Annotated in this window: 13 protein-coding genes and 1 pseudogene; 7 read left to right on the plus strand and 7 right to left on the minus strand. The window is 31.9% G+C overall.

The window, feature by feature from the left end; genetic code table 11:
• The 3 genes and pseudogenes from AMN73_RS03495 to AMN73_RS03505 form a co-directional block, all read right to left on the minus strand.
• Complete coding sequence (locus tag AMN73_RS03495; protein ID WP_075534897.1) at nucleotides 1–990, minus strand: arginase family protein; 990 nt, start codon at nucleotides 988–990, stop codon at nucleotides 1–3.
• A pseudogene (locus AMN73_RS04625) lies at nucleotides 991–3,397 on the minus strand (GcvT family protein).
• Entirely contained in the window at nucleotides 3,397–4,443 is a 1,047-nt protein-coding gene (locus AMN73_RS03505; RefSeq protein WP_075534898.1) for a homocysteine S-methyltransferase family protein, read from the minus strand. The pseudogene AMN73_RS04625 and the gene AMN73_RS03505 overlap by 1 nt, the downstream one beginning before the upstream one ends.
• A 297-nt stretch (nucleotides 4,444–4,740) precedes the next feature.
• On the opposite strand from AMN73_RS03505, the gene AMN73_RS03510 reads away from it, so the two are divergent.
• The 5 genes from AMN73_RS03510 (at nucleotide 4,741) to AMN73_RS03530 (ending at nucleotide 9,533) form a co-directional block, all read left to right on the plus strand.
• A complete protein-coding gene (locus AMN73_RS03510) occupies nucleotides 4,741–5,760 on the plus strand; it encodes a glycine betaine ABC transporter substrate-binding protein (protein ID WP_075534899.1) in 1,020 nt (339 codons plus the stop codon).
• Nucleotides 5,761–5,818: 58 nt separating this feature from the next.
• Entirely contained in the window at nucleotides 5,819–6,703 is an 885-nt protein-coding gene (locus tag AMN73_RS03515; RefSeq protein ID WP_075534900.1) for an ABC transporter permease, read from the plus strand.
• Between the two features lie 64 nt (nucleotides 6,704–6,767).
• Nucleotides 6,768–7,496: a methylenetetrahydrofolate reductase gene (locus tag AMN73_RS03520; protein WP_075534901.1), complete on the plus strand. Its 729-nt coding sequence runs from the start codon at nucleotides 6,768–6,770 to the stop codon at nucleotides 7,494–7,496.
• Nucleotides 7,489–8,844: a glycine cleavage T C-terminal barrel domain-containing protein gene (locus tag AMN73_RS03525; protein WP_075534902.1), complete on the plus strand. Its 1,356-nt coding sequence runs from the start codon at nucleotides 7,489–7,491 to the stop codon at nucleotides 8,842–8,844. The genes AMN73_RS03520 and AMN73_RS03525 overlap by 8 nt, the downstream gene beginning before the upstream one ends.
• Nucleotides 8,845–8,987: 143 nt before the next feature.
• Nucleotides 8,988–9,533 (plus strand): hypothetical protein, encoded by a 546-nt coding sequence (locus AMN73_RS03530; RefSeq protein ID WP_075534903.1) that lies wholly within the window; start codon nucleotides 8,988–8,990, stop codon nucleotides 9,531–9,533.
• Here AMN73_RS03530 and AMN73_RS04430 read toward each other — a convergent pair.
• Genes AMN73_RS04430 through AMN73_RS03545 form a run of 4 tightly spaced genes read right to left on the minus strand, consistent with a single transcriptional unit; the run spans nucleotide 9,530 to nucleotide 12,930 of the window.
• On the minus strand, nucleotides 9,530–9,700 hold the full coding sequence (locus AMN73_RS04430; protein WP_179850075.1) for a hypothetical protein: 171 nt from the start codon (nucleotides 9,698–9,700) through the stop codon (nucleotides 9,530–9,532). The two genes, AMN73_RS03530 and AMN73_RS04430, sit on opposite strands and share 4 nt — an antisense overlap.
• Nucleotides 9,693–10,301, minus strand: a complete 609-nt coding sequence (locus AMN73_RS03535) for a DUF3726 domain-containing protein (protein ID WP_075534904.1) — start codon at nucleotides 10,299–10,301, stop codon at nucleotides 9,693–9,695. The genes AMN73_RS04430 and AMN73_RS03535 overlap by 8 nt, the downstream gene beginning before the upstream one ends.
• Nucleotides 10,301–11,962, minus strand: a complete 1,662-nt coding sequence (locus AMN73_RS03540; RefSeq protein WP_075534905.1) for a hypothetical protein — start codon at nucleotides 11,960–11,962, stop codon at nucleotides 10,301–10,303. Before AMN73_RS03540 ends, AMN73_RS03535 begins: the two co-directional genes overlap by 1 nt.
• Nucleotides 11,962–12,930, minus strand: coding sequence for a membrane dipeptidase (locus AMN73_RS03545; RefSeq protein ID WP_075534906.1), 969 nt, complete (start codon nucleotides 12,928–12,930; stop codon nucleotides 11,962–11,964). The genes AMN73_RS03540 and AMN73_RS03545 overlap by 1 nt, the downstream gene beginning before the upstream one ends.
• Before the next feature lie 49 nt (nucleotides 12,931–12,979).
• Here AMN73_RS03545 and purE point away from each other — a divergent pair, with 49 nt between their 5' ends.
• Entirely contained in the window at nucleotides 12,980–13,471 is a 492-nt protein-coding gene (purE, locus tag AMN73_RS03550) for a 5-(carboxyamino)imidazole ribonucleotide mutase (protein ID WP_075534907.1), read from the plus strand.
• Nucleotides 13,472–14,518: a 5-(carboxyamino)imidazole ribonucleotide synthase gene (locus AMN73_RS03555; protein WP_075534908.1), complete on the plus strand. Its 1,047-nt coding sequence runs from the start codon at nucleotides 13,472–13,474 to the stop codon at nucleotides 14,516–14,518.
• The last annotated feature ends 4 nt before the right edge of the window (nucleotides 14,519–14,522 follow it).

The following is a 14,522-nucleotide window of genomic DNA, read 5'->3' on the forward strand; positions in this document are numbered from 1 at the left end:
TTATTTTTTTCCTAAATTAATTGAGATTAAACAAATTATTTCAAACATTACTGAAGCAGCAACCATTGCTGTAATTTGATTTGGACTATCTTTTGTCGGCATTAAGCAAACTACATCCCCACCTATTACATTTTTACCTTTTAAACTTTGTAAAAGTTTTCTAACTTCATCCATATTAAAACCATTGTAAGCTGGCTCTATATTGGCAACACCTGGGGCGACACTAGGATCCAAACAGTCTAAATCAAAAGTAATATAAATTGGATTATCACCAAATTTATCTATTATCATTTCAGAACATTTTTTTTGTCCAAGAGATCTAAATTCATCCATTGTAATCACTTGATATCCAACATCGTAACTTGCCTGAAGCCAATCTAAAGTCCTTGGATTTCCCCTAATGCCAATTTGAGTACTTGTATGGGGATCAACGTTACCTTGTTTGACTAAATATGAAGCCCAGTGAGCTGCTGATTTTTTTGCTCCTAAAAAATGATCTAGTTTCTCAAAACAATCAGTGTGAGCATCAAAATGCACTAAAGTAATTTTTTTTCCTTTGGTTAGCTTTGAATTTTTTTTTGCTAAGCTTTGAATTATTCCTCCAGTAATTGAGTGATCTCCTCCAATAGAAACAACTGGTTTTTCTGCCTGCTCAATAAAGTCATAAAATTTAGAAATTCTTTCTATACATTTCTCATTATCATTTGCCTCCGGTAATGGAACATCTCCAAGATCGTTAATTTTATTTGTTTTCCAAGGATCAATTTTATAATCAAAATGTGATCGTCTTAACATTGCAGATATATTTCTTACTGCTCTTGGACCTAAATGTTGGTCTCTTTCTGTTGTTCCGTTTCCAGTGCTATGGGGAATGCCTACTAATGCAATATCACAATTTTTTGGATCTGGATCATTTTTGCATCTAAATAAAGTTGGAATACCCCACCAATAAAGGGTTTCCATCATTATTTTATCTTCATCAGAAATCATTTAACTTCTCATTTTTGATCCGCTTGGATCATAAAGTGGTTCTTTAATTAAATTGCAATTAAATAAGTCTCCGTTAATTTCTACTTGAATTCCTTTTCCTGAATTTAATTTATTTGTATCTAAATAACTGAACGCAACACTTTTATTTACAAAATGGGCAAAACCCCCTGAAGTTACATATCCTATCGCCTTATCATCTTTTAATACAGCTTCATTATAAGTTACATCGATTTCGTTTGTCTCAACTACCATAGGTGTAAGTTTGTTTGAGCTTTTATCTTCTTTGGCATATTTTTTACCAATAAACTCTTTATCCCAATTAATAAAAGCGTCTAATCCTGTTTCTTTAGCTGTAAAATCGGGCCTGTAGTCTAATGTCCATGCACCCCAATTTTTTTCTAATCTCATCGACATTAAAGCTCTTAATCCAAATGGTTTAATATTAAATTCTTTTCCAGCCTCAGTTAATTCTTCATACAATTTTATTTGATAGTGAGGAGCAACATATATTTCGTAACCCAGTTCTCCCGTAAAGGAAATTCTATTGACTATAGCTGGCACTCCCGCAACATACATTCTTCTAGAGTCTCTAAATTTAAATTTTTCATTAGATACATTATCTCTTACAACTTTTTGCAGTACTTCCCTAGATTTTGGACCTGAAATAGCTAGTCCATGAAAATCATCAGATCTATTTTTATATTCTAGATTAAACTTACCTATATGGCTTTCAAACCATCTTCTATGCATCTCTTGAGCTGCACCAGATCCAAATATCATAAATTCATTATCATCCATGCAAGCAACTGTTAAATCACCATATAATTTTCCTTTCCTAGTTAGCATTGGGCTTAGGGAAATTCTTCCAGGTTTTGGCAGTTTTCCTGCCATAACGTAATCAAGAAATTTTTTGGCATCTGGCCCTTTAAATTCGTGTTTTGAAAAATTCGCAAGTTCCATCACCCCAACATTTTCTCTAACATTTATTACTTCCTTGGATACATAATTATGTGATCTTGATCTTTTTATTGTTGGTTCCTCGTATGCATCTTTTTTATCATTAGCAAACCACAAAACACTTTCTAAACCAAAACCGTCTCCCATTACTGCACCTTGATTAACAAAACGATCGTATAGAGCTGTGGTTTTTTTGTTTTCTACCTTTTGGTAAAGTTTCATTGGGAAAGGTCATAATAAATCTTCTCTCATAATTTTCAGAAGATTTTATTGTTCCATATTGAGGTGTTGCATATTCTCCAAATCTTGCAACATCCATAGCCCATACATCAATTGATGGTTCGCCATCTATAATCCACTCTGCTATACATTTGCCAACTCCACCACCTTGGCAAAATCCTGCCATAACTCCAACCGCTACCCAATAATTTTTCATACCAGGAACTGGTCCAATTAATGGGCTACCATCTGGCCCAAAAGTAAAAGGTCCATTTACAATATTTTTAATACCAGCTCTTTCTAAAGCAGGCATTCTTTTAAAACCAATTGCTAATCTATCTTGAATGTTTTCTAATTTTGGCTCTAAAAGTTCATGGCCAAAATTCATTGGAGTGCCCTCCACTTTCCATGGTGTTGATTTAGGTTCATAAGTTCCCAACAACATTCCTTTTGCTTCTTGTCGAAAATAAATATTTCCTTCAAAATCTGTTCCAATAGGTAATCTTTGATCACCCATTGCCTCTATTTCTGGAATTGTCTCAGTAATTAAATAGTGATGCTCCATTGGCTGAACAGGAAGATCTACACCTGATAGATGCCCAACTTCTCTAGCCCATAATCCTCCAGCATTAATAACGATTTCTGCATTGATATTTCCTTTGTCTGTAAATACATCCCACGAACCATCTGGCTTTTGCTTCGTATCCTTCACCACTGTATGAGTATAATATTTGCCACCATGAACTTTTGCAGCTTTTGCAAAAGCATACGTAACACCAGATGGATCTACCTCTCCATCAATTGGATCCCATAATGCTAATAAATACTTTTTTGGATCAATTAAGGGATGTTTTTTTTTAACTTCTTCTAGAGATATAAATTCTTGATCTAAACCCATATATCTTGCTTTAGATCTTTCTCTTTTTAAATATTCAGCCCACACATCATTTGAAGCTAAATAAAAACCACCGCTAGGTTTAAAACCAACTGAATGCCCAGATTCTTTCTCAATCTCTTTATAAAGACCTATAGTATATGCCATCATTCTTGAGATATTTGGATCAGAGGAAATAACGTGGACATTTCCAGCTGCATGCCAAGATGATCCTGAAGTTAATTCATTTCTCTCAAGTAAAATACAATCTTTTAATCCAAATTTAGATAAATGATAAAGAATTGAGCATCCAACTACTCCGCCACCGATAATTACTACTTTGGCGTTTTTTTCCATTAATATTTATCTTTCATTTTAGTATTAAGCTCTAAAAATGATTTATCCTTTCCATGAAGCCAGTGTCTACTCATGTCAGGATAATATTTGTAAGCAATTGGTTTTCTGCCAAGAGCTACAGACATTTCTCTAACATGATGAGGTTCTGCACCACAGCAAATTCCAATTAGATTTATATTTTGTTTCAGACAATCTTTAGCAAATTCAGCCATTTCAAATCTATTGCAGTACAAATTATCTAAAGCTACAGGAAAAGCATTCCCACCTGGTATACAATCACATCCTGGATCTTTTTGATTTAAAAAACCAGGTTGTTCTTCAGTGGTTCTGTATGGAACTGGTAATGCAGCAACGTGACAAGAAACTTTTTTTCTAATTTCTGGCAGAAGTTTCATTGTCATTGCAGGTCCTCTATAACAATTAAGACCAACAACATCTGCGCCCAAATCTTCCATAATTTTACATGCATCGCCTGGGGTATGACCTTCTCTTGTTTTGTCACCTTTTTTAATTGAGAAGTTTGTCACAGCTATCATGCCTGCATCTTTTATTGCCTTTAAAGCAATTTTCATTTCTTCAGTCCAATTAATTGTTTCAGCTACTATAAAATCAACGCCTGCTTCTTTTGCCCAGCCAACTTGCTCTTCGTACATTTTTTGACACTCAATATGACTTTTTTTGTCATCTGGATTGTAAATATTAGTATTTGCAACATCACCGCAAACTAATAGATCCAAATCTTTAAACTCATCTCTTGCGTCTTTTGCAATTTGAAGAGCATTTTTTTGAAGTGGTTCCAGCAAATCTTCTTTACCAATCAGTCTAAGCTTTTCTCTGTGACCATAATAAGTAAAAGCTTGAACAATATCAGTGCCTGCTCTAATAAATTCTCTATGTAATTGAGAAACTACTTCAGGATGCTCCAATACCACTTCAGGTACAAATGCACCTGCCGATAAATATCCTCTTCTTTCCATTGCAAATAAATATCCCTCTGCAAAAAGAACAGGTCCTTCATTTAATCTTGTTATTAAATCTTTTGTCATTAATCCTCCTTAATAATTTTATTATTTAAATTAAATTTAATAAAATTAATGACTCTGAAAATAATTTGAATGTAATCTGAAATAAAATCTATTTAGGTATAGATCATCAAAAGAAAAATACCCTAGAACTCTAAATTTTTTAAGACAGTCACATTTTTCCTTAGACATAAATTAAGACTACATCTAGAAATTATGCTTTGCAAAACAATTTATCTACAACTCGAAGTTGAGTTAAATTTGCTTTTTATTTTTCTATATGTTCTCATTAAGCACTTTAATTAATTAAGGGGAAATATAATGAAAATAAAAAACATACTTGTTTCCGCACTTGTAATATTGGGTTTCACTTCTTTTAGTGGGATTGCAAATGCATCATGTGGAAAATTAGTTATTGCTGAACAGAACTGGGCTTCTGCTGAGTTAATGGCTAACGTAGATAAAATTATCCTTGAAAAAGGTTACGGTTGCGAGGTTGAGCTTATACCTGGTGCAACTATGCCAACTTTTACTTCAATGGATGAAAAAGGTGAGCCAGACATGAACCCAGAACAATGGGCAAATGCTGTTTACACACCATTAAAAAAAGCAGTTTCAGAGAAAAGATTAATCATTGCTAACCAAGCTCCAATTACTGGTCTTGGTGAAGGTTGGTGGATTACTCCAGGAACTGTTGAAAAACATCCAGAGATTAAAGGGATGACAGCAATGGAAATTTTAGAGCACCCAGAGTGGTTTCCATCAAAAGAAGATCCTTCAAAAGGAGCTTTTGTTGGTTGTCCAGCAGGTTGGGGATGTCAATTAGCTAATGCAAACCTTTTCAGAGCATTTGAAATGGAGAAAAAAGGTTGGGTATTAATCGATCCAGGTTCAGCTGCTGGTTTAGATGGAACAATATCTAAAGCTGCTGACTCAGGTAGCCCATGGTTTGGTTACTATTGGAACCCAACATCAATGGTTGGAAAATATGGTTTGATATCAGTCGACTTTGGTGTGAAGTTTCACAGCAGAGATAACTGGGATAACTGTATTACTTTAGCTGAACAAGATTGTGCAGATCCAAAACCAACTGCTTGGACTAAATCAGAGGTAAACTCTATCGTTACTGCAAACTTTGCAAAAACTGGAGGAAAAGACGCTTTGAAATATGTTAAAAAGCGAACTTATCCAGGTGACGTTATGAACTCTATGTTAGTTTATATGGCTGATAACCAAGCTAAAGGTTCGGATGCTGCAGTTGAGTTTTTAAAGCAGCATGAAGGTGTTTGGGGTAAATGGGTATCTTCAGCAGCTAAGAAAAAAATCAAAGCTGGTCTGTAATTTATAAATTTATTAACGAGCCTATTTAATTATAGGCTCGTTAATCTTTAAGTTTGATATGGATTTTTTAACGAAATTTCCTGTTATGGAACGATCTTCTCTCATGGAGTTGAGAAAAGGAATTGATTTCGCTTTTAGGGATTTTTCAAGATCATATGGTGACTCCATCGAAGCGTTTTTCGATCCATTGTTATTTTTTTTAATTAAATTAGAAAAGTTATTATTAGCAACACCTTGGCCAATAATCTTATTAGTTCTTGGTGCTTTAGCATGGTTGGGTTCAAGAAGCTGGAAACTAGTTATAGGAAGTGTTGTTGCATTTATGTTAATCGGCTACTTCGGCATGTGGAAAGATTGCATGGCAACAGTAGCTATAATTACAGTTTGTACAATTATGTGTATAGCGGTTGGTATTCCAATTGGGGTTCTGATGGCAAGATCAGATAGAGTTGAAAGAGCAATGCTTCCAGTTTTAGACATGATGCAAACAATACCAAGCTTTGTATATTTGATACCGATATTAATGTTATTAGGTATTGGGAAAATTCCAGGTTTAATTGCAGTATGTATTTATGCAATCCCACCCGTGATAAGACTTACTAACTTAGGAATTAGAGAGGTGGATAAAGAAACAATTGAAGCTAGTGAAGCTTTTGGTGCAACAAAATTACAAAAATTAAGAACAGTGCAAATACCTCTTGCATTGCCTACAGTGTTTGCTGGAGTTAACCAAACTATAATGATGGCATTAGCTATGGTTGTAATAGCCTCTATGATCGGGGTAAAAGGACTTGGGGTTCCAATTTTAAGAGCTATATCTAACCAATATTTAGCATTAGGTTTATTTAATGGACTTGCAATCGTGGCTTTGGCGATAATTTTTGATAGAATTACTCAAGAATACGGCCGAAGAATTCAAAAACACCGAGGCACAAAAAGATAGTTTTCTTATCCCATATCAAGCGATTTTTATAGACAGAAATTTCAAAATAAATAAATATCCAGTTATGAAATTTTCTGTTGAAATTGGTCCCAAAACAGACCTAGAAACCTTACCTAATCTTAAAGATGTTTATATTACAATGCTACCTGGAGGAGACTATAAAGAGACAGCCCAGCAAGCAATAAATCTTGTTAAAAAAGGGTATAATCCAATCCCTCACTTTCCAGCAAGATCAATTGAAAATAATAATCAACTTAAAGAATATGTGTCCATGTGCAAGGACGGGGGCGTAAAGCAAGTTTTAGTTATAGGTGGGGGTCGTGAGCCAGCAGGAAAATTTGATAGCTCGTTTCAACTTTTAGAGACTGGTTATTTTGAGAAGATGAAGATAGGAATTGCTGGACATCCTGAGGGGAGTCCTGATATATCCGATTCAGATTTAGAAAAAGCTATGATAGATAAAAAGCCTTATGCTGATTATATCGTAACCCAGTGGTTATTAGATCCTCAGCCAATCGTAGATTTTATTTCTAAACAAAGCGTGCCAGTGCATGTTGGAATTACTGGACCTCTAAAAATATCAAGCTTAATTAAATTTGCGAATATTGTTGGAGCAAAAAATTCCTTAAATTTTCTTAAATCTAATTTTAGTAAGGCGTTAGATTTATTAAAACCTAAAGACCCAAATGAATTAATTGAGAAATTAAAAATGCACACCGATTTTTTTCACATTTATACATTCGGCGGCTTGAAGGAAACTAACAAGTGGTTGAAGGAGAATAAATATGTCTAAAGAGTTTGATTATTCAAGACTAAAGCATGAAACATCTGTAAATCAATCAGATCGACATGTTCCATATAATTTAAGACAAAGCGGTCCAACAAAAGTTGAATTATTAATATCGACAAGAGTGAGAAAATCACCCTACTGGCATTTATCAATGAGAGCAGGATGTTGGAGAGCAACAGTTTATAATCGTATTTACCATCCAAGAGGATATGTAAAAGGCAAAAATGGAGCAATGGTAGAATATAAATCAATTAAAAATGATGTAACAATGTGGAATGTTGCTGTTGAGAGACAAATTAGAGTTAAAGGTAGAGATGCTGAAAAATTTGTTAACTATGTAATTACTAGAGACGCAACAAAAATTTCTCCAATGAGAGCAAGGTATGTAATTCTTTGTAACTATAAAGGTGGAGTTTTGAACGATCCTATTTTGTTAAGAGTAGCAAAAGATGAATTTTGGTTTAGTTTGTCTGATAGTGATATTGGATTATACCTCCAAGGAGTTAATGCTAACAAAAAGTTTAAGTGCGAAATAGATGAAATAGATGCATGTCCGGTTCAAATACAAGGGCCTAAATCTAAAGCTTTAATGAAAGATTTAATAGGAAGACAAGTGGATTTAGATAACATGCCATATTATGGATTAGCAAAAGCCAGAGTTGGTGGAAGAGAATGCATTATTTCTCAATCAGGTTTTTCTGGAGAAGCTGGTTATGAAATATATTTAAAGAATGCAACTAAATACGCTGATGATATGTGGAATGCTGTTCTGAAAGCTGGAAAAAAACATAAATTAAGAGTGATCGCTCCAGCACACCACAGAAGAATTCAAGCAGGAATTTTATCTTGGGGTCAAGATCTAGATCATGAGCACAATCCTTTTCAGTGTAATCTTGGTTATCAGGTTTCACTTTCAGGAAAAGGTGAGTGGAAAAAGAAAGCTAATTATATTGGTAAAGCTGCATTAGAAAAAATGAAATCTCAACTTAAGTCTGGTAAGAAACCTTATAAACTTCAGTTGGTTGGTTTAGAACTTGGTGGTAAACCGATAACTGAATATGCTCCAGATTTTTGGTTAATTTCAAAAGCCAGTGGAGGTAAGCCTGTTGGTTTTGTAACATCTCCTTGGTATCATCCTGAAAAGGGAACAAATATAGCAATGGGATATGTTCCATACGATGGCACAAAAAATCCCAATGGTTTTCCAAAAGGTAGAGTTGGAACCAGGTATAAAGTGCATTTGCCAAGAAAATACTCATTAAAACCGGGTAAGCCAGTAGATGCTGTGGTTGTAGATATACCTTTTACTGAATCTTACCATGCTAATACAAGAGAAGTTGTAAAAGGCTAAATAATTTTTGGGGGGATTTTATCCCCCCATAAGAATGACCAAATTATTTTTAATTGGTGTTTGCATAATCATAACAATTGTTTTAATACTTTTTCCACTTTTGGTGTCTTACAAGGCACAAAAAAAACGAAATAAAAAATAATATGTTTGCTTTTTTTTTAGATATAATTTTTAAATCAATTAAATTAGATAAATCTTTATATACTAACAGCAGGTATTTTGGTGAGGCTGGAATTTATTTTGCTGGTTTGATTATGATATTAGATGGAGTTGCTGGTGCAATTGCCGCAAATACAGTAATCAAAACATCAATAGGAGTTTCGGGAATAACAGCAATCTTCGCTTGGTTCTTTTGGTCAATTTTAATTTACGTCATTGGTGTCAAACTATTTCCTGATAAAAACACTAAAGCTTCATTCAAAAATATTCTAGTTGGAGTGGGATACGCGCATGCACCTGGCTTGCTCAGGTTTTTTGCTGTAGTTCCTGAAATGGTATTTCCTATAATTTTTTTAACGCAATTTTGGATATTTGCATCTTTAATTATCTCTATGAAACAGGTGCTTAACCTGAAATCAAATTTTAAATCGTTTGGTATAATATTTTTATCCTTTTTAATTATTGCTTTTTTATCAGTCTCTTTTGTAATGAGTAAAATGAATGTACTTCCAGCTGGGAATATTACTTAAATTGGAAATATAGTTTTTGAAGTTCTGCAGGACTTACATAATTTAAAACCTGTTAGAATTAAATTTTGCCTTACACTTTCGTCTTCTTTTTTACATTCCTCACAAACATTGTTTAATTCCTCAATTGGATCATTTTTATCAGGTTTTATAAAAGATTTTTTAATCATTATCCGTTAATCCAGCTCCTGCTGCACTTTTTTTAAGCTCATCTGTTTCCTCAACAAAGGTGTTTGTAGATAACTTATATAAATTATCCCATTCATTTTGATCAAATGTATTTGAATTTTTGATAAAAGAAATTTGAATTAAATCTGCATGTTTTAATATTTCATTAGCAAAATAATTTGAATATATATTTTGATTAAAATTTAATAAAAAAATTTTTTCATCAATTTTAAGCGATATTTTTTTTCCAACTATTTCTGAAGCTCTACTTAAAAAGGGTAAAAATAAAATTGGATAAGACATATTTTCAATTTTAATATTAACCAAATCTTTAAGCTCATCGATTTGATCTAGAAAACTTGTACCAGCTATAATTGGACAATAAGGTATTTTAGACTGATTTTCAGTTGATATGTGAGTAAGGTGTTGAAATTTTTTTGATTTTAATGAGTTAAAATAATCATTTAAGTTTTTTAAACCAGATAAACCATAAGTTTCTAATAGTTTAATATTTTTTCCAACTTCTTCTGCAATTCCCCAGCTATAACCGACACCCTTGCTAGCTCTTTTAACAATTGTATCTATTTCACTTAAACTTCTCATCAATTTAAAGAATTATAAACCCAATGATCATTAAAAGAATTTAAATCCTCTGGGAGAGGAGCGCCTTGAAACATGGAAATTCTCAACCATTTATCAGATCGTGGATCAAATTTAACTGCGCCAAAAAAAGACAATTTCAGTCTTAACATGTCAATTGCAACTAATTCTGATCCAATTGTGTTATCCTGAATCTCTGCGTAAGGAAATTTTTCAATTATAAATGCTCTTCTTACTACATGTCTAAGATCATTATTTTCTAAAAGGAATTTACCAACCTTTAAACTATTTTTCACATTAGAAATCCTTGAATATAATTCATTAATATCTCTGGCTATTGCTAAGGGCTGTTCTAATTCAGAACCATTATCATGAAATCTATCAGCAAGCCTTGGCTCCTCTTTATTTTTAGATATGAACCAAAAATTTTGATTGCTCTCTTTTTTTGAGAAGTCAATTTTAAGTATATCGGAATATTTTTCTTCTAAAATTCTTCTTAAATCATGAATAGTACGACTTGCTGGTATTGTAAAAAACTTATCTTCTTCAGAGCTCATTTTATAAACATATGGCTCAACAATTTCATCAAAAGGTTCCATCATCATCGAAACAATATATTCGATACACTCATCTTTGAGGTTTTTCTCGCTCCATAAGTAAATCTCATTGAAAGGATATTGATTTTGAAATAAAGAATTCTCGTCTAAAAATTTTGTAAATTTTATTAAATCCTCATTTAAACTTAAAATTTTTTTCTTTTGAAACTCACTGTCAGTTGTCCATGAAGATATATTTTTCAAAGATTTTTTGAGACAATTTTTAAAGATATCCTCACTTTTTTTTTCAACTACTTTGATCTCTCTAATTTTTTTTAGTACGTTTTCTCTTGCTGCTATCCAATTATTTAATAGCGTTGGATGATTTACAATAAAAGGTGCCATACCTAAACCTGTTGAGTTTCCAATTCCTAAATTTCTACAAATATCATTATCTAACTTTATAGCTTTTTTTGGATTTTTATATTTTGCAATATGATTAACTTGGTCAAATGTAAATTGTCTTACTAGGTAAACTAACATCATTTCCAATCTAAATGGACCAAAAATTTCATTTCTATTTTTAATTCTAAAGCGATCAGCTAAACCAAATTTTCCTGAGCCATAAACAGCTGTTGTTCTATATAAATAACCAACTTCTGAAATTTTGGACTTATCTGGTTGTCTTCCATTCGAAAGACTATCAACCACGTGGTCAAAAATTCTTACTGATTTGTTTGCTCTTGATAAAGTTAGTTCTTTGTAAGACATTCTACCAACTTCTTGTTTAGGAACATTTTCACTTAAGCGATCTAAATCATTTTTACTAGGAATACCATCGTGTAAAGTAAATGCTGCGTCCCATTTCGTTGCGATAACTCTATCAGATCTTTCTTTGTCATCTATTTTATTAGCAAAACATATTAATGAATAAATTCTTTTGTTTTTGCTAAATGAATAAACTGCTCTTCCAAATCCATTTTCGTCCAAATCAAATAAATCTCTATTATATTTCCAGGTTTTAAATTCTTTTAAAAATGAACGTAGGAAAGATAATTTGGATTGATGAAAACATCCAAGTTTTGATAATTTCATTATTTTCTTTGGATCTCTAAGATTAATTTTCATCAATTAATACCTTTATAAAAATTATACCAATTATTACCTAAAATTTTATTTGTATCCTCGTTGTTAAAACCTATATTTTTTAATCCTGTTTCTAAATTTTTAAAACCTCTGGCATCCAAAAACCAATCTGGTTGTTGAGGAAATCCAGGTTTATTTTTTGAACCCTCTCCGAAATTTTTTGTTTTTGTCCATGTTCCATTTCTCATCCATTCAACAACAGAATCAGGTTGATTTAAACAAAGGTCTGAGCCTATACCTACATTGTTTATTCCCATTATATCAACTGTTCTTGCAGCCATTTCACAAAAACTTTCTAGTTTACAGTTTGTACTATCTTTAAGATGGTGAGCATACAATGATAAACCTAACATTCCATTGCTACTTGCCAGTGCTTTTAAAAGATCATCTGATTTGTTTCTTAAAGCTTTATGCCAAAAATTTGGATTAGCATGGGTTATGGCAATTGGTTTTTTGCTTAAATCAATTGCATCGAAAGTACTTTTTTCAGCTGAGTGAGACATGTCAACTACAATACCTAATCTATTCATTTCTTTTATAGCTTCTTTTCCAAAATTTGTAACACCGCTATCAGTTTTTTCATAACATCCTGTAGCTAGTAATGATTGATTGTTGTAAGTAAGTTGCATGAATCTACATCCTTTTTCATGAACTTTTTCAATTAAACCAATGTCATCCTCAATTGGGGAGCAATTTTGAAAACCAAAGAAAATAGCGGTCTTATTTTCCTTTCTTGCTCTTTCAATATCCTTAAAGTTTTTTCCAAGAAAAATTAAATCTGAATTTTCTTTAAAATGATTATCCCACTCTTTTACTCTATCTAAAAACTCATCATAATCTTCATGATAAACAACTGTTACATGAACTGCATCAAGTTCTGCTTCTCTATTTATTTGAAATACCTCTCTTGACCAATTACAGTATTGAAGATTATCAATTTTATAATTCATATAAATACATATATAATAGTGTTAAAATTTTTGATATTAAAACATGCGGATGATTAAGAATAAAAACCATAAAGTCGCAATTGTGATGGGTAGTCAATCTGATTATTCAACTATGAAATATGCTGTGAACGTACTCAAATTACTTAAAATTAAACATGAGATTAAGATAGTCTCAGCCCACAGAACTCCAAAAAGAATGTTTGATTTTGCAAAAAGTGCTGAGAAAAATAATTTTTCCGTAATTATTGCTGGTGCTGGTGGATCGGCTCACTTGCCGGGTATGATTGCTTCTTTAACAAGTTTACCAGTATTAGGAGTACCAATAGAAAGTAAAAAACTGAAAGGTCTTGATAGTTTATTATCAATTGTTCAGATGCCAAAAGGAGTTCCTGTAGGTACGGTGGCTATAGGAGTTGATGGGGCAATTAATGCTGCTCTTTTATCTGCATCTATAATTTCCCTTTCTGATAAAAAACTAAAAAAACGTCTTAATAATTGGAAGACAAAACAAACTAAATCTGTAAAAAAAAAGCCTAAATAGATGACCAAAGTTAATCTTGGAATATTAGGCGGAGGTCAATTAGGTAGTTTATTAGCAATAGCTGCCAAAAAGCTAGAGATTAAAACTATAATTTTTTGTAACGATAAAGATGCTCCAGCAAAACATTATTGTGATGATTTTATCTTTGGAGATTATAAAGATTTAAAATGTATTGAAGAATTTGTAAATAAAGTTGATTTAGTTACTTTTGAGTTTGAAAATATTCCTTTTGAAACGCTAGATCAAATAAATAAACAAAAAAAAGTTTATCCTAAACCTGAGATTAATAAAGTAATTCAAAATAGATTATTAGAGAAAAATTTTATTAATAATTTAAATATCAAAACAACCAGCTACAAATCTATAAAAAGTAAGATTGAAATAGAAAGTAATAAAAATCTAATTCCTGGTCTTTTGAAGACTTGTACTTTGGGGTACGATGGAAAAGGCCAATTCAAAATTGACTCGATAAATGATTTAAAAGATTTAAAATTAGAAACCAATAATGAATTTATTTTAGAGAAATTTATTGATTTAAAAAAAGAAATTTCAATTATTTTAACAAGATTTAAAAAAAACAGTTATGAAATTTATGAGCCTATTGAAAATGTACACAAAGACCAGATATTAAAAACTTCAAAGATACCCGCTGAAATAAATGATAAACTTAAAACGTTATCTAAGGAATGGGCAGTTTCTATTTCGGAGTCCTTGGATTACATAGGAACTTTATGTGTTGAATTTTTTATTGATAAAAAAGATAATCTTTATGTAAATGAGATTGCTCCAAGAGTCCATAATTCAGGACATCTTACCATTAACTCTCATAATGTTAGCCAATTTGAAAACCATTTAAGAGCAGTTTGTCAATTTGAAAAAATAAACACTGAAAAAATGTTTAATGCGGAAATGATAAATTTAATTGGTGATGATATTTTAGAATACAGAGATAAAAAACTTAAAGATAATGAATTTTTCTTTGATTATAAAAAAAAATCAATAAAGCCAAAAAGAAAAATGGGTCATCTTACAAGAATAATTAAATAGCATA

Source organism: Candidatus Pelagibacter communis (genome assembly GCF_001179965.1).
GTDB lineage: Bacteria > Pseudomonadota > Alphaproteobacteria > Pelagibacterales > Pelagibacteraceae > Pelagibacter.